Below are 16901 nucleotides of genomic sequence, written 5' to 3' on the forward strand. Positions count from 1 at the left end.
CGAACGTGCTACAAAACGCGGACTCACAGAGTCCTCGCTACATTATGAGAATCGACATCCTCACCTGCCTGCCCGAGCTACTGGCCAGCCCTTTCGCGCATTCTATCGTGAAGCGGGCGCAGGACAAAGGCCTGGTCGAAATTCACGTGCATCAGTTGCGCGACAAGGCCATCAACAAGCACGGGCAGATTGACGACGCTGTGTTTGGCGGCGGAGCTGGCATGGTGCTGCGCGTGGAACCCATTGCCGCCTGGATGGATGAATTAATGGCCCAGCGGACCTACGATGCCATCATCTACCTCACCCCCGACGGTGAAACCCTGCGCCAGCCGCTGGCCAACCGTCTTTCGCTATTTCAAAACATCATCATGCTCTGCGGCCATTATAAGGGCATCGATGAGCGGATTCGCCAAACGTACATCACCCACGAAATCAGCGTGGGCGACTATGTGCTGAGCGGCGGCGAACTGGGGGCGGCCATCCTGGTCGATGCCGTGGTGCGGCTCCTGCCCGGCGTGTTGGGCAACGAAGAGTCGGCTTTGTCGGATTCTTTTCAGGACGATTTGTTGGCGCCGCCCGTGTATACGCGCCCGGCCGAGTGGCGCGGCCAGCTCGTGCCGGAAATTTTATTATCCGGCAATACGCCCAAGATTGAAGAGTGGCGGCACGAGCAAGCGCTGGCCCGCACCCAGCAACGGCGCCCCGAGCTGCTCTCGTAGAACATGCGTTAGCGTAAACTGCCTGTTTATTAACAGCAAATCAATGAACAAGCTAACGCATGTTCCACAAAGCACTTGCTATCCTCAACCGAAAGCGCTATCTTTGCGCTCCGTTTCGATAAAATACTAATTCCCGACGGCGGCGCCGTCTTTCGCAATTTTCTCAGCCATGAGCGTACTACTTGACTTTATCCAGGCCGAATCGCAGGAGCGCCGCGCCAGCTTCCCCCAGTTCGCCGCCGGCGACACCATCAACGTGCATGTAAAAATCCGCGAGGGCAGCAAGGAGCGCATTCAGCAGTTCCAGGGCGTGGTGCTGCAGCGCCGCAACCCGAGCTCGAACGGCGAAACCTTCACCGTTCGCAAAATTTCGAACCAAATCGGCACCGAGCGCATCTTCCCCCTGCTGTCGCCTAACATCGATAAAATCGAAGTTATCCGTCGCGGCAAAGTACGTCGTGCCCGTCTGTTCTACCTGCGCGGCCTGTCGGGCAAGCAGGCTCGTATCAAAGAGCGTCGCTTGAACCAAGTAGCCAAGGCTACTGCCTAAGCACTGGCACAGCCCAAAGGCTGTACTGCATACAAAAAGCCGGCTCCATGCGTGGGGCCGGCTTTTTTAGGTTTGGCATGGGCCAATTCCATGCTTACGTCCGACGGCTTAGTCGTGCGACGACATATCCTGGGGTACGGTTCCGTCGGGAGTGGCAGTCCCGCCTTTCAGCTGTTGCGCCACCGCGGTAAGGACTTCGCCCAGTTTGGCTACACGGGGCGCCGTATTGCCCTCGGCAAAGTTGGCGGCCTGCGTGGTTTGCGTGCCCAGCCGGGCCAGTAGTGGAGCAATAACGTCCACATCAAGCGTACCGCTGCCGAAATGCGCCTTAAGGGCTTGTAGGTCAACTACCAATTCATGAAAAGCGGGGTTATTGGCTTCCTTCAGGTCTTCAATCCACCGCTGCAATTGATTGTCTAGCCCGCTGCGGTCGGCTTCTTGAGCCAGGTCGCCGGTGAGGAGGTGGATGGCACTGTCTAAATGCACTTGGTGCTGGACTTCTTTCTTTTCCATGGGTGGGGTGTTGGTGGTCTGGTGTGCGGCAGCAAGGTTGCTGTCGATATGGCCAACGTAGTTCCAGACCGTGGGGTTGGCAAGGGCACCAAAACACAACGCCCCGCCAGGAGGTGGCGGGGCGTTGCGGATGCTGAAAAGTTAACCGTGGTGGGCTATTCAATTTTGTTCATGCGCTCCTTCACGGCCTCCAGGGCCACGCGCATGTTCACAATGTCGCCACGGGCGGCCTCCTGCTCTTTCAGGTTGGCGTCGATGAGGTTGTTGTACTGCTGAAGCTCGGCGGCATTGGCGGCCAGCATCTGCTGAATTTCAATTTTGCGCGCCTTGTTCTTTTCGATGTCCTTTTTAATTGTATTTGCTTTCTCAATGACGGCCATGTGGTTGTTCTGCGAGGCTACGAGGGCGCGCTCGGCTTCGGCAATCTGCGAAACCAGGTCTTCGCGGTACATCATGCGGGCAAAATCCTTCAGGTATTTCTCAGCCGACTTCCATTGCACGGGCGTTGATTCTTTGCCCAGGTAGGCACTGCCCAGGTCGATGCTCCACCACACGGTGGTGCCGGTGGGCGTGGCGTCTACTTTGCTGATGACGCGGATGGGGTTAGGTGCAATTTCTTCGATGATGACGCCGTCAAGGGTCAGGATGCCTTTGTTGTTCTTCAGCTTGCTGCCGAACTTCTCGTTGAGCTGCTTGAGCCAGGCGGCTTCCACGCGGCGATTGTCGAGCTGCATGCTCACCCGCTGACCTTTGCGCGGGATGTTGTTAATGGTCATATCTGCCTCATCCACAGGAGATTTCTGCGCAAAAGCACCCAGTGTAGTGAAGCATATAAGCAATAGGATGAGTAGGCTTCGTTTCATGGTAATAATAACTGTAGAAAGACGTAAAAATCGTTGCGCAAAAAACATTGGCAAAAGCACCGTTGTCCGGTTTCTCAAATTTAAGGTCTTTATTCTATGCAAATTCTTCTCGCTGTTACTTTTTTTGAATTATGGCCATTTTTATTCATTTAATCATAATTACCCGACTTAAAATCATACTATAATTCAGCAGCTAATTGGATTTATCGTTGGCAGTTTTCGTAAAACCGCAACAAACCTTCCCATGCAAGTGTTGAAAGCACCTATGCACGTCACCATTTGTCGTACCGAGCACTTTAACGCCGCCCACCGCCTGCACAACCCGGCCTGGGATGCGGAACAAAACCAGCGGGTGTTTGGGAAATGCAACAACCCAAACTACCACGGCCACAACTACAACCTGACCGTGCGCCTAACGGGAGCAATCGACCCGGAAACAGGGTATGTATATGACCTTAAACACTTAAGCGACCTCATCAAGCGCGAAGTGCTGGACCGCTACGACCACCGCAACCTGAACCTAGACACGGAGGAGTTTCGTAGTCTGAATCCCACGGCCGAAAACATTGCCGTGATAATTTGGCAGCGCCTGCGCCTGCACCTGGCGGCGGACTTGGCCCTTTCGGTCACGCTTTATGAGACGGACCGTAACTTTGTAGAATACCATGGATAACCCTTCCGGGCCGGCTCCGGCAACCGATTCGCACTTGCCCTTGAGCCTGCGCACCCCGCTTCGCCCCGATGCCTTTGCGCAGGATGACGAAGCCAAGATTACGGCTATTAGCACTCATTTTGAGGCCATTATGCGGGAGCTTGGTCTTGACCTGACCGACGACAGCCTGGCCGGCACTCCGCGCCGCGTGGCCAAAATGTATGTGCAGGAATGGTTTAAGGGGCTGGACCCGAAAAATCGGCCCGATGTGCGGCTATTTGAAAACCGCTACGACTACCACCAGCTATTGGTAGAGCGCGACATTACGCTGTTTTCGTGCTGCGAGCACCACTTTGTGCCCATCATTGGCAAGGCCCACGTGGCGTATCTGCCGGCCGAGCATGTGGTGGGGCTGAGCAAGCTCAACCGCGTGGTGCAGTACTATGCCCGCCGGCCGCAGGTGCAGGAACGCCTCACGCGCCAGATTTCGGAAGAGCTGAAGCAAAGCCTGGGCACCGACGATGTGGCGGTGCTCATCGAGGCCGACCATTTGTGCGTGATGAGCCGGGGCGTGAACGATACCAGCAGTTCGACGCTAACCAGCGAGTACGGCGGCCGGTTTGCTACTGACGAAGCATTGCGCCGGGAGTTTTTGCGGCAAATTGGAAAATAGTTGTCAGTTGTTTGTTGTCAGTTTTCGGACTGTTTTGAGAAAGATGGTTGAACTTTGACACCTTTTCCCTGACAACCGACAACGAACAACTGACAACTAGCTCAATGAAAGTTCTCATTACCGGAGGCACTGGTCTTATTGGTACTCGACTGGCTGAAATGCTGATTGACAGCGGCTACGAGGTGGCGCTATTGAGTCGGGAACCGGCCAAAAGCAGCCATTTTCGCAGTTTTCGGTGGGACCCACAGGTAGGTACAATTGACGAGGCCGCTATTCCATATGCCGACTACATTGTGAGTCTGGCCGGAGCCAGCGTGGCCGATGGCAAATGGACCGATGAGCGCAAGCGTGACATCATGACCAGCCGCCTGGGCGGCCTAGCGCTGCTCAGCCGCGAGATGGCTAAGCCCGGCCACCACATACAAGCGGTTATTTCCGCTTCGGCCGTGGGGATTTATGGCGATGCCGGCGAGCAATTGGTAGATGAGGAAACGCCTCCTGCAATACCCACAAACGATTTTCTGGCGGATGTCTCGAACCAGTGGGAACTGGCGGCGGCTCCCATTGCGGCCTTGGGCATCCGCACGGTAATTCCGCGCATTGGCGTGGTGCTAAGCACCGAAGGCGGGGCCTTACCCCAAATTGCCCGACCGGTGAAGCTAGGTGCTGGGGCAGCATTGGGCAGTGGGCGGCAATACATGTCCTGGATTCACTTGGATGATTTATGCCGCTTGTTCATCAGCATGTTGGAAGACTCTGCTTGGCGTGGTACCTACAACGCGGTAGCTCCGCACCCGGTGACAAACAAAGAGTTTACCGAAACATTGGCCCAAGTGCTGCACCGGCCGCTGCTGCTGCCCAAGGTGCCGGCCTTCGGCCTGAAGCTAGCGATGGGCGAAATGAGCGAAATCGTGCTGGCTTCGCAGAACGTGAGCGCGGCCAAGGTGCTGGCGCAAGGCTTCCGGTTCGAGTATCCGGAGCTGCGCGGGGCGCTGGAGGCGCTTTATGGGGGGGAGTGAGTTTGGACCTGCGCGTCACGGGCCAAGGAGCTGGACCGCATGACCGTGCGGACGGTGTATGCGGCCATTGAAGCGTTGGGTAGCTGAGGTGGCGGGGCTACACTTTGATTTAAATACAAGTTAGCAATCAAGTCAGCTGCATCATTCTTATGGAAAGTCCTTGTTTTCTCGCTTTAGAGCAATACCATTTATCGAAAGGTGAAGCTAAAAGAATCGTAATTGAAGCGCTATTGAATAGTGGTACAAAATCGCCCAAAGGTGGATGGGAAAGGGCAAATTTTAATATTCAAAACGGTGAAAGCAAATCATCCGTTTCTTTTCACGAATTATTAGAAGCAACCAGAAACACTGGAGTAGTACCCTATTTACAGTTTTCTATAGATAGGTCTGATGATGTTTTGGAGGCACGTTTGGCTTTTCAACGCCCTCTATGCTATTAGGAAAGATAACATCATCTTACGCGGGTTACTCTAAAGAACATACTCCTCCTATGACTAATCAGCCCGTTGAATGGGCAATTTCAGAAGACATTATGTTTTACAGAGAAGAGTCGTGCTTATACAGCAACGAAGATGACTTTGTCTTTTGTACAAGATACTACCGAGCCTATTTGACAGCTTGCATCTCCTTAGTTGACGCCTTTATCAACAGACACATCCTGCTTTACGATTTCCGCGGCCTAAATTCTGCTGATTTTCAAGAATTGAAGAAAACCTCAAGATTAGAGGATAGACTTAAATTATTTGCTAAAATTTCAACAGGAAAAGATATTAAGTGCGATAAATGGAGGTGATGAATGGATTCACTTTAAAAAATTAAGAGTCCTGCGCAACGAAATAACCCATATCAATGGTCCTTCTTTAGGATACTCAATTGCAGATTTTGCAGAGCACTTTAATTATGTCAGAAAAGGTATTGGAGGGCTGCTTCAAAAGGTTAGATTCCTTCAGAATAAGCCATCCCTTACATTCATAGAAGTCCTAAGGACAGCACCAGTTGTTTATTTTAATGAAATAATACACCGCGCAGATGGCAATCATATTGTTAAAAGGAGAAAATAATTTTCTCCTCTTTTCACGCTAGCGCCGCAAACTATCCGGCACGCCGCCCCCGTTGTTCATCTGCTCCAGCAGGTTGTCGGCGGCAATGGTGTCGACGGCTGCGGCGCGGCGGCGCGGCTCCGATTCGGACACGCAGGTATACTTCTTGGTGATTTTGACGGTGGGCTTGGGGAAGTGGCCGGGCGTGTAGCCCAACTCCTTGTCCTGGTAGATTTTCTCCATGAACTTGCCGAAGATGGGCAGGGCCGTGCGGCCGCCCTCGCCCTGCTGCGAGCCCACGAAGTGGATGCTGCGGTCTTCGCCGCCCACCCACACGCCGGTCATCAGGTCCTTGGTCATGCCCATGTACCAGCCGTCGGAGTAGTTGGAGGTAGTGCCGGTTTTGCCGCCGATTTGGTTGTCGTTGTGCCAGAGGTCGTAGTCCCAGAGGGCCTGGGAGGTTCCTCCCGGCTCTTCCATGCCGCCGCGCAGCATGTAAGTCATCAGCCAAGCGGTTTCGGCCGGGATGGCGCGGTGCTGCACGGGGTCGAACTGCTTGATGACGTTGCCGTTGCGGTCCTCGATGCGGGTCACGAGGCGCGGGTCGGAGCGGAAGCCGTTGTTGAGGAAGGTGCTGTAAGCGTCCACCATTTCGTATACGCTCACGTCGCCGGCCGAGCCCAGGCCGATGCTGGGCACCGGCAGCAGCGGCGAGGTGATGCCCACTTTATGGGCGTACTTGGCCACGTTTTCCCAGCCCACTTTCTCGGTCAGCTGGGCCGTCACGGAGTTCACAGAACGGGCCATGGCGTGGCGCAGGGTCATGTTGATGCCGGTGTATTCTCGGGTCACGTTGTCGGGCTTCCACTCCATGGGCTGGCCGTTTTCGACGTAGTTGATGGTGACGCGCTGGTCCCGAATGCGGTCGCAGGGCGAGTAGCCGTTGTCGAGGGCCGTGAGGTACACAAAGGGTTTGAACGTGGAGCCGGCCTGGCGCTTGCCCTGCTTCACGTGGTCGTACTGGAAAAAGCGATAGTCGAGCCCGCCCACCCAAGCCTTAATCTGGCCGGTGAAGGGGTCCATGCACATCATGCCCGATTGCAGGAAGTGCTTGTAGTAGGCCAATGAGTCGAGCGGCGACATCACGAGGGTTGTGTCGTTGTCGTCGTGTTTCCAGGTAAAAACCTTCATCGGGCGCTTGGCGTTCAGAGCCGAATCGAGGCGCTGGGGCTGGTTGCGGTAGCGGTTGGCGAGGGTTTTGTAGCTTTCCGTCCGCTTCATCTGAGTGAGGATGAAATCCGGGATTTCATTGCCTTCGTCGTCCACCCACGGGTTTTTGTCCCGGTTGCGCCAGAAGTTATCGAACTGGCGCTGCAGGGCTTTCATGCGCTCGTGCAGGGCCTCCTCGGCGTGGGCCTGCATGCGCGAGTCGATGGTGAGGTATATTTTCAAGCCGTCGCGATACATATCGTGGCCGGTGCTGTCGCACCACGCGTCGACGAACTGGCTGATGGCGCTGCGGAAGTAGGTGTCGGGCCCGTCGATGTGCTTTTCGACGTGGTAGTCGAGCACAATGGGCGTGGCTTTGAGGGCATTTATTTGGGCGGCGGGCAGCACGTTGGCCTGGGCCATGCGGTCGAGCACCACGTTGCGGCGGCGCAGGGCGGCGGCCGGGTGGAACTTGGGATTGAAGGCCGTGGGGTTGTTGAGGACGCCCACCAGCATGGCTGCCTGCTCGGGCTTGAGGCTGTCGGGCGAAGTATTGAAGAAGGTTTTCGCGGCCACTTTGATGCCGAAGGCGCTGGAGCCATACTCCACGGTGTTGAGGTACATCCGCAGAATTTCTTCTTTGGTGTAGCGCTTTTCCAGGTCCACGGCCGTCAGCCATTCCTTGGTTTTGGCCACAATGGTGCTTACCACCGGAATGTAGCCCAGGGCACCCCGGCTTTGCTGACGGCGAATCTTGTAGAGGTTTTTGGCCAGCTGCTGGGTGATGGTGGAGCCGCCGCGCTTCTCGCCACGCAACGACGAGAACACCCCGCCCAGCACGGCCTCCAGGTCGATGCCGGAGTGCTCGTAGAACCGCACGTCCTCAGTGGCAATGAGGGCTTTGATGAGGATGGGTGACATTTTGCTCAGCGGCACCGGCGAACGATTTTCGCGGAAGTACTTGCCAATCAATACCCCGTCGGAGGTGTAGAGCGTAGACGCCTGCTCGACTTTGGGGTTTTCCAAATCGGATAGACTGGGCGACTTTCCGAAGAGGAACATGAAATTGGTGCTCACCAAAAACGGGTACACCAGAAACAGAATGACGACGAGGCCGAACCCAACCCAGGCCCAGCTTGCCACCCGCAGAGGCCAGCGGCGGCGCGGTGCTTTGGGTTTGGGACCCGAAGAAAGGGAAGAGCTTGTCGGTTGGGAGTCGGCCATGCGGGGCAACGGGTGGAAGGCGGGGCCACGGCCCCGCCACGAGGAAGGGCAAATATACCAGCCCGCAGCCCCAGTGAGGCAAATGGGCCGGGTAGCGCGAAATTTCATTTCGCGGTACTCCGCCTTGCGGCTTCTAGCGGCGCTGGCGGGCGGCCAGGATGGCTTGGTGATGCACGTTGCGCCGGGCTTTGGCCCGCTGGCGCTGCCAGCGCCAGGCCAACTCCCCCAATGCCAGCAAGATGATGCCCAAGCCCAGGAAGTAGCTCCAGTGTAGCATCCGGATTTGGCCGTGCGTAGGAGCCTCCAACTCCTTGAACAGCAGCAGGCCCCAAAGCTCATCGACCAACGTAAACACCCACACCGCCATGGCAAACACGCGCCCCACGCGCCCGAGGGCCAGTTGCCAGTGCAGCAGGTAGAGCACCACGCCCGGTAGCGCCGACAGCAACACCAGCGGCGAGGCTTTTACCAAAGGCAGACCCAGGAAAATAATGGTCAGGGTTTCCTTCAGCACCTGCGCGCTGGCCAAGGCCCGCCCAAAGCGAGATATTTTGGGGATGACGGGCAGCGGGTGCAGGTGCGAGGTGGGCATAGCGCAGGCAGAACAAACAAAAGAAAAGGGCCAAGTAGGGACCAATATACTGCGCGGCTGCCTAGTACCGACGCGTCATCATGCGGGTAGCCTGGCAGCGCCAGGCCAGGATGACAATGAGGAGGCCTTTTACCGAGTCAAGCAACAGGTTTTCGGGCTTGCCAAAGGCATAATAAATGCCGATGCCAATGCCTATCCACCACACACCCAAGAGGTAGCACCAGGTGCCATACGTGCGCCGACGCTGCCACACCTGCCCCAGGGCCACCGCCGCCACCAGCGACACGAACCCCAGCAGCCACGCCACGATGTAGGCCAAAAATGCGGTTGCGGGGCCGTATTTCACCCCAAATTTTGCAAGTGTGAAAACCGGCGCAAAAAAAGCCCCTCCCGTCAGGGCCAACTCCAATACCAGCGCAATGAAAAGCACAACCAGGAGAAGCGTACGGGGCATGAGGCAACGACAATAAGGCAGCCGTCACAGGCAATTCTCAGTCTGGGAAGCCCAACGGACTGCCAAGCTAGACAATAAACTTCAATAAGTCATTATTTCAAGTTCCAGAGCTCGGCTTTGCCTGGCAAAGGCCTGAATAGTGGTTGCCATTCTCGCTTATTTTACCAAGGCACGCACGCGGTGTGTCTGTCGTTCCAACGAGCGTTTTTTGCATAAATACCGTTAAAAAGTCCTGCAAGCGGCTTGTTGCCAATGCGCAATTGAACAGCTTCTCTCCTCCGCTACTGCCGCAGCAGTTCAAGGCTTGCGATGAGACAAACCACCAGCAACGGCATCATCAGTATGGCTATTCCAATGCTGACGACCGTTGAGACTGCTCGAATAAGCAGCCGCAACCAGGCAGGGCCGGCGCAGGAAACGGCCCATTGCTTTAGGGCTGCCATGGTTTGGCCACCAGCGGCCAAGAGTAGCAGGGCCAGCAGGGCCAGATTCCAACTCAGCGCCTGCCGGTGGTGCGGCCACAGCTCCTTCCTGAAAATCAGACTGAGAATGGCCAGCCCAATAGCGAGGCCGGTGAGCCAGAGCCGAGGCGGCAGTTCCGGCCCCAGCGCCAGCAGGTATTTAAGCCGCTGCATGGTTGAAGAACGGTTGTAACTCAGAGGCTCTTGTCGACTGGCGAAAGGCATTCACAAAGAGTGTCATCAGAGGGTTGGGAGATAAATAAAGTGGAAATGAAGGTTATCGAACTGCGTCCGCTGGCGCAGTTGCTAGTGAGGGGCCCATAGCAGCATTACCTGCGTGAAAGCCAGCAACAATAGGCCCAAGAGCACGGCCACGGCGGGCAGCACGCCGCGTACCAGCCGCTGCCACCGCTCGCTGGGCGTGGGGGCCCGCTCCTGCCAGGTCAGCAGAAAGCCCAGTGCGGCCACGTCGCCAATGCAGAACAGCACGCCGAGCAGGGTGAGGGCAAATTGAGGAAGGGAAGTCATGGGGTTGAGAAGAGGTTAGTGGGAAATGAGCGGGCGGAGCTGCTGTAACGGGTTAGTAATTCGGGTTTTTGCCGCTTGTCATCTTGAGCTTGCGAAGGACCTTATCAACCCAGCACGACCGTTGTTCTGACATAAGAAGGTCCTTCGCAAGCTCAGGATGACAGGATTTTTAACTTGCTGATAAGATTCACTGTAGCGCCCGGCGGGTTTGCCAGTCGGCCCAGGTGAGACCCTGCCAGTGGTCGTAGGCCGCGTAGCGGGCGCGGGCGGCCGTGAGGGCCAGGTCGAGGCGGCGCTGGGCTTCGGCGGCGTCGATGCGCTCGGTAGTGCCGTATTCGGTTTCGACGGTGAGCTGGGACGTGTGGTTGAGCACGGCGCGCCGGGCCTGCACGGTGGGCAGCACCCGGTCGGGCATGTCGAGCAAGAAGCCGATGTCGATGCTGGGGAAGCGGCTCTGGAGGTTGTATTCAGCAATCCAGACTTCCCAATTGCCGGAGGCCAGCAGGAGCAGCACGGCATAGGCGGCCAGGGAATTGAGGCGGAAAAGGCTGTAGGCCGAGCGCCGCTGCCAGATTTTGAGCAGCACCGTGACTAGGCCGAAAAATGTGAGCAGCAGAAAGAAGCATACGCCAATGCGCTTGTACGCCAGCCCGCAATGCAGAATGTAGTAGTAATTGCGCAGCCCCACCGACACGGCCAGCACGGCATTCTGCACCACCCACACCGTAGCCCCGCCGCGCAGCAAAGGCAAACCGGGCTGGTAGAAGTTGAGGTTGCGCCGGAAAAACCACAGCACGATGCCCATGGCCAGCAGAATGCTGAAAATGAGCACATAAGTACCTTCGTGCACAAACTGCGTGAGGTTGAACCCCGGCGCGGGCACGAAGCCAAACCACAGCCAACGAATGTCAATGGCATTCACCACCAGCAGCAGCACATTCACCAGCCCGAACACCGCCGCGGCGGCAATGAACTCCTTGCGCAAATCGAGGGCGCGCACGGTCTTCAGGCGGAAATCGGGCCGACGCACGCCCAGCGAGGCCACCCTATCGCGCTGCCGCCGGATGAACTCGCCGAACCGCGACTCCTGGTCGGCAAAGAAGTATACCGGCACTGCCACGATTACACCGGCCGTGACCAGAAAACCTAACAGAATAAACAGCAGGTGGCCAAAGGAAATATCGGGCAGCAGCCGCACCAGCCAGTCGCCCAGCACCGCCAGGGCCCGGCCGCTCAATCGGTCGTACACGGGGTTAGCAATGGCAAACAGCAGGTGGAAGGCTCCCAGAATGACCAGCGGCACCAGCAGCAGCCGGGCATAAAACCAGCTTCGGCGCACGCCCGCGCCGGTATTGCGCGGGGCGCGCAGGCCGCGCAGCACCCGCAGCCAAGCCTCGGCCACACTGCCCACGGCCGTAATCAGGGCAAAGGGCAGCAGCCGGAGGTGGGGCTGGTTCACATAACCCAGCAGCAGCAGCACCGAGGCCACGCAGGCCAGCGCCGCCACTTCGGAGCCGTACACGGCCATCATGGCCCCACCGAAAAGGCTGCCGCCCACCATCAACCAGAAGTAGCCGGAGCGCCGCACCGCCGCGTGGCGCGGCAGCATCAGCAGCTGCGCCACCGCCACAAAAACGGTGAAAACAAGCATGTTCAGCCCGCCTTTTTCCAGCCAGAAAAGCCAGTTGAACAGAATGATGCCCAGCGGCAGCAGTAACTTTTGCGCAGTAGTGAGGGGCGTAACGACAGTGGCAGCAGGAGCAGCCCGGAATCGGCCGGGAGCTGCATCATTGGGCAAGGGAAAGACGGGGTTCATAGGAAGAGTATTGGGTTGGTGATTGATGGCTTGAGAAATTATTGACAGATTGATGCTGACTTTATAAAAGAACTTTGTATTTCAAAGTGCTGGTGCAAAAAAAAGAGCGGATAAAAATTCTCCGACCTTTTCTGTCGAGGTTGTGGTAGCGAAGCTGTTTAGAAAGTCAAAATCGTTGTCATCCTGAGCGCAGCGAAGGACCTTATCACGGCAGAACAACGCCTATTCTGCCGTGATAAGGTCCTTCGCTGCGCTCAGGATGACAGACGTGTAGGCAAATCAGACGTTCTAAACAGCTTCAGCATTTCTACCGCTTCGTTGAATCAGCATTGAATTAGGTACGCGGCAGAGATGCTTCGACTACGCTCAGCATGACGTTCTAATTCCTCGCCTCCCCTACCCCCGCAGCAGCTTCTCCAGCGTTTCCAGATGCTGCTGAAACGCGACTTTGCCAGCGGCGGTGGCTGAATAGGTAGTATTGGGCTTTTTGCCAATAAATTGCTTGCTGACCAGCACGTATTCGGCTTTTTCGAGAGCGGCGACGTGGCTGGCGAGGTTGCCGTCGGTGAGGTCGAGGGCGTCCTTCAGGTCGTTGAAACTTACGGATTCGTTGGCCATCAGCACGGCCATCACGCCCAGCCGCACGCGGTGGTCGAAAGCCTTGTTGAGGGTGTGGATGAGGTGCTTCACGAAGAGACGACGGGTTTACGAGCCGTGCCCGGCCGCTCGTAGCGGTTGTACATCACCAGCCCGTAGCCGATGTGGCCGAGCCCGAAACCCAGCGCAAAGAAAATCAGTCCCCAGCCGGGCAGCAACATGCACAGCAGGCCCAGCCCAATTTGGGTGAGGCCGAGCCAGCGAATTTCGTCCAGGGTGTACTTGCTGGCGTTGAGCAGCGCCAGGCCGTAGAACACCATCAGGCCGGGCACCACCATGGCCGCGTCGCCGCCCACGTACAGGCGCAGGCAAAACAAGCCGCCCGCCACCAGCGGCACGGCCAGGGCCACGGCCAGACGCCGACCCGGCGCCGCCCACAGCTTCTGCCCGTCGTGGTGCGTGCGCCGCTGAGTGAAGTAAAATGCCACCAGCAGCGCCAGCCCAATCATGGTGCCGGCCAGCAGCAGCAGAAACGGCAACGCCGCGCGCCGCTCCTGCACCGAGCTCTGCATGAGGCGCAGGTAGCCGTCGGGGTAGTGGCTTTGCAGGTAGAAATGGCCGGCCGCCACACCCGCCAGCGCCACCACGCCCGCCCCCACCCCGCTCAGGCCGGACAGCGACAAAAAGCGCGAGCTGCGCTCCATGATGGCGCGGATTTCGGTGAGCTGGGCAAGCGGGTCGGGATTGGCAGGCTTCATAACCATTGAAGTACTTTGTGATGCAAAGTTGAAGAAAATCTTTGATACATTTGCAAGGCACTACCTATTTTATTTTTCAATGTCCCCTCCCCATACTATGATAGCCAACCCCTGGCAATTGGATTATACCGTCTGGGGAAGCAGCGCTTTGCTCAATACGGCTATTTATATGGCTGGCTTCGCGCTTTTCGGCGGAAATGCGGGTATTGAACTGGGCTGCTTTGTTGGTTTGGTGAGCGGTATGGTGTCATTGCCAGCCATTGTTATGCTGCGCTGGGTCATGCCTCGGCTGCTCGCCCTGAAAACGCGCGCGAAACGACTTTTAAGCGTGATGGGCTTGGTGGTTGCACTTTTTTTATTGAAGTTGTTTAGAAAGTCAAAATCGTTGTCATCCTGAGCGCAGCGAAGGACCTTATCACGTCAGAATAGGCGTTGTTCTGACGTGATAAGGTCCTTCGCTGCGCTCAGGATGACAGACGTGTAGGCAAATCAGACTTTCTAAACAGCTTCATTGTTTGCCCTGCCCACCGGCATGGTTGCCGCAATCGGCGCTGACGATGCTAATCCAATCAAAACAGATTGGGCAGCTGCCCTCACCATCCTGGTTTTTATGCTGCCTTGCCTAGCAGGAGCACTGCTTGCCACCGGCTACAGTTGTCGCGCCTTGTTGTTTCAGCCGGAAGCTTTGCCGGAATCAATAGCCAACTGATAAGCTGCTGGCACACCGCATAGCGCCTTTTTGTCGTATGCTCGCGCTATGCGCCTACGCCTTCGGATGTTTGAGTTTGAGGACTTGCCGTGGTTTCCGGCCGTCATCCGGGCCGGGATGATGGATTATTTGCGGTTCATGATTTCCACTTTGGGCACCTACCGGCCCATTGCACCGCTGCTGGCCGAGGGACTGGCCCGCACTGGCCAAAACCACATTTTGGAGCTGGGCGCCGGCGCCGGGGGTGGCACCGAAACCGTACTAGCCGCCCTGCGCACCGAAGGCCAGCCCGATATCACTATCACCCTCACCGACCTGTACCCCCAGCCCGCCGCCTGGGCCGACATTGCCCGGCGCACACACGGCGCCATCGGCTTCGAGTCGGCTGCGGTGAATGCGTTGGCTGTGCCGGCGGAGCTGACGGGTTTTCGCACCATTTTCTCGGCCTTTCACCACTTCCCACCTCAGGCTGCTGAGGCAATGCTCCGCGACGCCGTGCGGGCCGGCACAGGCATGGGTGTGTTTGAGGGCGCCGGCAAGCATTGGGTGGAACTGCTGCTGGCCTGGACGGTACTGCCGGTGGCCCAATTGCTGCTCACGCCGTTTTTTCGGCCGTTTCGGCTTAGTCGGCTGGTGTTTACTTACCTCGTTCCGCTCATTCCATTGTGCACCATCTGGGACGGCACGGTGTCGCTGCTTCGCATGTACTCCACCGATGAGCTGCTGGCACTAGCGCACCGGGCCGACGCTGAAGGCCACTTTGCCTGGCAGGCCGGCAAAAAACGCCACTGGTGGGGGCCGCAAGTTACCTACCTCATAGGCTGGCCGGAAAAGCGCAAAGTAGCGCGAACTTTGTAGTTCGCGTCCCCGCGCCAATTGCACGATGGTGCTTGGGGACGCGAACTACAAAGTTCGCGTTACATGCTTGCCCATTACAAAAAGGCGCTGCCGCTGCTGCGCATCCCGTTTTCCATTTACCTCATGCCGGTGTTCTGGTTTGGGCTGAGCGCGCTGCGCGGGCCGTGGAGCGGGTGGCGGGCCGTGGGTGTGTTTGTGGTGCTGCACCTGCTGGCCTATCCGGCCTCCAACGGCTACAACTCCTACTATGATAAGGACGAAGGCAGCATCGGCGGCCTGAAAACGCCCCCGAAGGTGACGCCGGAGCTGCTGCACCTGGTGTGGCTGTTCGATGCGCTAGCCGTGGGGGGCGCGGCGCTGGTCTCGCTGGCGTTTGCCGGCATGGTGGTGGTGTACCTGCTGGTGTCGAAGGCCTACAGCTACGAGGGCATTCGCCTGAAAAAGTACCCGCTGCTGAGCACGTTTGTGGTGGTGATATTCCAGGGTGCGTTCACGCTGCTAATGACGCAGGTGGGCGTGGGGGCCACTGCGGCGCAGCTTTTGGAGAAAACCAACCTGCTGCTGGCCTTGGTGAGCACGCTGTTTTTGTGCGGTTCCTACCCGCTCACCCAAGTGTACCAACACGAAGAAGACGCCCGGCGCGGCGACCGCACCCTGAGCCTGCGGCTGGGCATCCGGGGCACATTCATCTTCGCGGCGGTGGGGCTGCTGGCGGGCGCGGCAGCGCTGGGGCTGGCCTATTGGCTGCGGCAGGAAATCCGGCCGCTGCTGATTTTTCTGGTGGCTACCGGGCCGGTGGTGGCCTTGTTCAGCCGCTGGGCCTGGGCCGTGTGGCACGACGAACGTGCCGCCGACTTCGAGCACACCATGCGCATGAACCAGGTATCGTCGCTGTGTTTGAGCGCGGCCTTCATCGCCATGCTGCTGTGGCGCTAAGGCTGCCGGCCGAGCAGGTTGCGTAACTGCCCGGCCGGAAAATTGCGTACTATTCAAGTGGTTCCACTCTCAACCGGCTTCGTCATGCGATTCTCTTGGTTTGCCCTATTGGCGCTGTTGGCGGCTTGTAATTCTACCCCTTCGGCTGTGAATGAAGGCGCGGTTTCGCGTGCTGCTGAGCGTACGGGCCAAGACATCCAGGATACTACCGCGCTGCCCCCGCCCGATACCGCTCGCTCCAAAGCGGTTTCAGCCGTGAGCGACACGCTGCGGGTGGTGCGCCAGCAACACAATTTCAGCAATCCGCAAGGCCCACCCGACAGCTTCCGCCTGGTATTCCGGGGCCCGTCCCTTCTGGAAGGCACCGGCGAATTCACCATTACCGATGCCCACGGGCAGGTTATTTTCCGGGAGATGCTCACCGAGCCCGACCTGGAAGCGGCCCTCGTCTACGAAATGAAAACGCCCACCGCCACCCGCGCCGAACGCGAAACCTTCGTGATGCGACGCATCGACCGGTTTTTTCTGCCCTCGCAATTCCACACCCCGGCCGTTGCCCGAAATGCCGCCTTCCCAAACGGCACCGAAAACCTCGACCAAACCACCTGGAATGACTTGCGCCAACGACCCGATGCCATCGGCTTCGATTATCTGAAAGGCAAAGAAAACGGGCAGCGCATTGCCTGGTCGCCGCTCAAGAAACAGGTGGTGCGGGTACGGTAGCCGCGCG

General features: G+C 57.6%; 21 protein-coding genes. 11 read left to right on the top strand and 10 right to left on the bottom strand.

Features of this window, described 5'->3' with window-relative positions:
• Window positions 1-44 precede the first annotated feature (44 nt).
• Complete coding sequence (gene trmD, locus JKL48_RS08605; RefSeq protein WP_201981414.1) at window positions 45-719, top strand: tRNA (guanosine(37)-N1)-methyltransferase TrmD; 675 nt, start codon at window positions 45-47, stop codon at window positions 717-719.
• Between the two features lie 169 nt (window positions 720-888).
• Window positions 889-1269 carry a 50S ribosomal protein L19 gene (rplS, locus tag JKL48_RS08610; RefSeq protein WP_201981417.1) on the top strand — a complete coding sequence of 127 codons (381 nt, stop codon included), beginning with the start codon at window positions 889-891 and terminating at the stop codon, window positions 1267-1269.
• 108 nt (window positions 1270-1377) lie between these two features.
• Here the strand turns inward: rplS and JKL48_RS08615 are convergent, their stop codons facing one another.
• Window positions 1378-1782 carry a hypothetical protein gene (locus JKL48_RS08615; RefSeq protein ID WP_201981418.1) on the bottom strand — a complete coding sequence of 135 codons (405 nt, stop codon included), beginning with the start codon at window positions 1780-1782 and terminating at the stop codon, window positions 1378-1380.
• 155 nt (window positions 1783-1937) lie between these two features.
• Window positions 1938-2645, bottom strand: a complete 708-nt coding sequence (locus JKL48_RS08620; protein WP_201981420.1) for a hypothetical protein — start codon at window positions 2643-2645, stop codon at window positions 1938-1940.
• A gap of 265 nt (window positions 2646-2910) precedes the next feature.
• On the opposite strand from JKL48_RS08620, the gene JKL48_RS08625 reads away from it, so the two are divergent.
• The 4 genes from JKL48_RS08625 (at window position 2911) to JKL48_RS08640 (ending at window position 5429) form a co-directional block, all read left to right on the top strand.
• Window positions 2911-3318 carry a 6-pyruvoyl trahydropterin synthase family protein gene (locus JKL48_RS08625; protein WP_201981629.1) on the top strand — a complete coding sequence of 136 codons (408 nt, stop codon included), beginning with the start codon at window positions 2911-2913 and terminating at the stop codon, window positions 3316-3318.
• The gene (folE, locus tag JKL48_RS08630) at window positions 3311-3970 is read left to right on the top strand and encodes a GTP cyclohydrolase I FolE (protein WP_201981423.1); all 660 of its coding nucleotides are present in this window, start codon (window positions 3311-3313) and stop codon (window positions 3968-3970) included. Before JKL48_RS08625 ends, folE begins: the two co-directional genes overlap by 8 nt.
• Window positions 3971-4074: 104 nt before the next feature.
• The gene (locus JKL48_RS08635; RefSeq protein ID WP_201981424.1) at window positions 4075-4989 is read left to right on the top strand and encodes a TIGR01777 family oxidoreductase; all 915 of its coding nucleotides are present in this window, start codon (window positions 4075-4077) and stop codon (window positions 4987-4989) included.
• Between the two features lie 149 nt (window positions 4990-5138).
• Window positions 5139-5429 carry a hypothetical protein gene (locus tag JKL48_RS08640; RefSeq protein WP_201981425.1) on the top strand — a complete coding sequence of 97 codons (291 nt, stop codon included), beginning with the start codon at window positions 5139-5141 and terminating at the stop codon, window positions 5427-5429.
• Between the two features lie 639 nt (window positions 5430-6068).
• Here the strand turns inward: JKL48_RS08640 and JKL48_RS08645 are convergent.
• From JKL48_RS08645 to JKL48_RS08680, 8 genes are all read right to left on the bottom strand, one after another.
• The gene (locus JKL48_RS08645) at window positions 6069-8462 is read right to left on the bottom strand and encodes a transglycosylase domain-containing protein (RefSeq protein WP_201981426.1); all 2394 of its coding nucleotides are present in this window, start codon (window positions 8460-8462) and stop codon (window positions 6069-6071) included.
• A 133-nt stretch (window positions 8463-8595) separates the two neighbouring features.
• Window positions 8596-9054 (bottom strand): hypothetical protein, encoded by a 459-nt coding sequence (locus JKL48_RS08650; RefSeq protein WP_201981427.1) that lies wholly within the window; start codon window positions 9052-9054, stop codon window positions 8596-8598.
• 61 nt (window positions 9055-9115) lie between these two features.
• On the bottom strand, window positions 9116-9508 hold the full coding sequence (locus tag JKL48_RS08655; protein WP_201981428.1) for a hypothetical protein: 393 nt from the start codon (window positions 9506-9508) through the stop codon (window positions 9116-9118).
• A gap of 281 nt (window positions 9509-9789) precedes the next feature.
• Window positions 9790-10143 carry a hypothetical protein gene (locus JKL48_RS08660; RefSeq protein WP_201981429.1) on the bottom strand — a complete coding sequence of 118 codons (354 nt, stop codon included), beginning with the start codon at window positions 10141-10143 and terminating at the stop codon, window positions 9790-9792.
• A 132-nt stretch (window positions 10144-10275) separates the two neighbouring features.
• The gene (locus tag JKL48_RS08665) at window positions 10276-10497 is read right to left on the bottom strand and encodes a hypothetical protein (protein WP_201981433.1); all 222 of its coding nucleotides are present in this window, start codon (window positions 10495-10497) and stop codon (window positions 10276-10278) included.
• 187 nt (window positions 10498-10684) lie between these two features.
• Window positions 10685-12313, bottom strand: coding sequence for a DUF4153 domain-containing protein (locus tag JKL48_RS08670; RefSeq protein ID WP_201981435.1), 1629 nt, complete (start codon window positions 12311-12313; stop codon window positions 10685-10687).
• A 396-nt stretch (window positions 12314-12709) separates the two neighbouring features.
• Window positions 12710-13003 carry a winged helix-turn-helix domain-containing protein gene (locus JKL48_RS08675; RefSeq protein WP_201981437.1) on the bottom strand — a complete coding sequence of 98 codons (294 nt, stop codon included), beginning with the start codon at window positions 13001-13003 and terminating at the stop codon, window positions 12710-12712.
• Window positions 13000-13668, bottom strand: a complete 669-nt coding sequence (locus tag JKL48_RS08680; protein ID WP_201981438.1) for a hypothetical protein — start codon at window positions 13666-13668, stop codon at window positions 13000-13002. The genes JKL48_RS08675 and JKL48_RS08680 overlap by 4 nt, the downstream gene beginning before the upstream one ends.
• A gap of 97 nt (window positions 13669-13765) precedes the next feature.
• Here JKL48_RS08680 and JKL48_RS08685 point away from each other — a divergent pair, with 97 nt between their 5' ends.
• From JKL48_RS08685 to JKL48_RS08705, 5 genes are all read left to right on the top strand, one after another.
• The gene (locus JKL48_RS08685) at window positions 13766-14065 is read left to right on the top strand and encodes a hypothetical protein (RefSeq protein ID WP_201981440.1); all 300 of its coding nucleotides are present in this window, start codon (window positions 13766-13768) and stop codon (window positions 14063-14065) included.
• A 114-nt stretch (window positions 14066-14179) separates the two neighbouring features.
• A complete protein-coding gene (locus tag JKL48_RS08690) occupies window positions 14180-14377 on the top strand; it encodes a hypothetical protein (protein ID WP_201981442.1) in 198 nt (65 codons plus the stop codon).
• Window positions 14378-14425: 48 nt separating this feature from the next.
• The gene (locus tag JKL48_RS08695; RefSeq protein WP_201981444.1) at window positions 14426-15235 is read left to right on the top strand and encodes a class I SAM-dependent methyltransferase; all 810 of its coding nucleotides are present in this window, start codon (window positions 14426-14428) and stop codon (window positions 15233-15235) included.
• A 63-nt stretch (window positions 15236-15298) separates the two neighbouring features.
• The gene (locus JKL48_RS08700) at window positions 15299-16171 is read left to right on the top strand and encodes a UbiA family prenyltransferase (protein ID WP_201981445.1); all 873 of its coding nucleotides are present in this window, start codon (window positions 15299-15301) and stop codon (window positions 16169-16171) included.
• Window positions 16172-16255: 84 nt separating this feature from the next.
• Complete coding sequence (locus tag JKL48_RS08705; RefSeq protein ID WP_201981447.1) at window positions 16256-16894, top strand: hypothetical protein; 639 nt, start codon at window positions 16256-16258, stop codon at window positions 16892-16894.
• Window positions 16895-16901 lie beyond the last annotated feature (7 nt).

Source organism: Hymenobacter rubidus (genome assembly GCF_016734815.1).
In the GTDB taxonomy this organism is placed as follows: Bacteria; Bacteroidota; Bacteroidia; order Cytophagales; family Hymenobacteraceae; genus Hymenobacter; species Hymenobacter rubidus.

Coding starts and splice junctions, on each gene's coding strand:
- JKL48_RS08625 (WP_201981629.1), top strand. CDS start 2,911: ATGCACGTCACCATTTGTCGTACCGAGCACTTTAACGCCGCCCACCGC.
- trmD (WP_201981414.1), top strand. CDS start 45: ATGAGAATCGACATCCTCACCTGCCTGCCCGAGCTACTGGCCAGCCCT.
- rplS (WP_201981417.1), top strand. CDS start 889: ATGAGCGTACTACTTGACTTTATCCAGGCCGAATCGCAGGAGCGCCGC.
- JKL48_RS08665 (WP_201981433.1), bottom strand. CDS start 10,497: ATGACTTCCCTTCCTCAATTTGCCCTCACCCTGCTCGGCGTGCTGTTC.
- JKL48_RS08680 (WP_201981438.1), bottom strand. CDS start 13,668: ATGAAGCCTGCCAATCCCGACCCGCTTGCCCAGCTCACCGAAATCCGC.
- JKL48_RS08685 (WP_201981440.1), top strand. CDS start 13,766: ATGATAGCCAACCCCTGGCAATTGGATTATACCGTCTGGGGAAGCAGC.
- JKL48_RS08620 (WP_201981420.1), bottom strand. CDS start 2,645: ATGAAACGAAGCCTACTCATCCTATTGCTTATATGCTTCACTACACTG.
- JKL48_RS08695 (WP_201981444.1), top strand. CDS start 14,426: ATGCGCCTACGCCTTCGGATGTTTGAGTTTGAGGACTTGCCGTGGTTT.
- JKL48_RS08635 (WP_201981424.1), top strand. CDS start 4,075: ATGAAAGTTCTCATTACCGGAGGCACTGGTCTTATTGGTACTCGACTG.
- folE (WP_201981423.1), top strand. CDS start 3,311: ATGGATAACCCTTCCGGGCCGGCTCCGGCAACCGATTCGCACTTGCCC.
- JKL48_RS08650 (WP_201981427.1), bottom strand. CDS start 9,054: ATGCCCACCTCGCACCTGCACCCGCTGCCCGTCATCCCCAAAATATCT.
- JKL48_RS08640 (WP_201981425.1), top strand. CDS start 5,139: ATGGAAAGTCCTTGTTTTCTCGCTTTAGAGCAATACCATTTATCGAAA.
- JKL48_RS08660 (WP_201981429.1), bottom strand. CDS start 10,143: ATGCAGCGGCTTAAATACCTGCTGGCGCTGGGGCCGGAACTGCCGCCT.
- JKL48_RS08615 (WP_201981418.1), bottom strand. CDS start 1,782: ATGGAAAAGAAAGAAGTCCAGCACCAAGTGCATTTAGACAGTGCCATC.
- JKL48_RS08705 (WP_201981447.1), top strand. CDS start 16,256: ATGCGATTCTCTTGGTTTGCCCTATTGGCGCTGTTGGCGGCTTGTAAT.
- JKL48_RS08655 (WP_201981428.1), bottom strand. CDS start 9,508: ATGCCCCGTACGCTTCTCCTGGTTGTGCTTTTCATTGCGCTGGTATTG.
- JKL48_RS08645 (WP_201981426.1), bottom strand. CDS start 8,462: ATGGCCGACTCCCAACCGACAAGCTCTTCCCTTTCTTCGGGTCCCAAA.
- JKL48_RS08700 (WP_201981445.1), top strand. CDS start 15,299: ATGCTTGCCCATTACAAAAAGGCGCTGCCGCTGCTGCGCATCCCGTTT.
- JKL48_RS08670 (WP_201981435.1), bottom strand. CDS start 12,313: ATGAACCCCGTCTTTCCCTTGCCCAATGATGCAGCTCCCGGCCGATTC.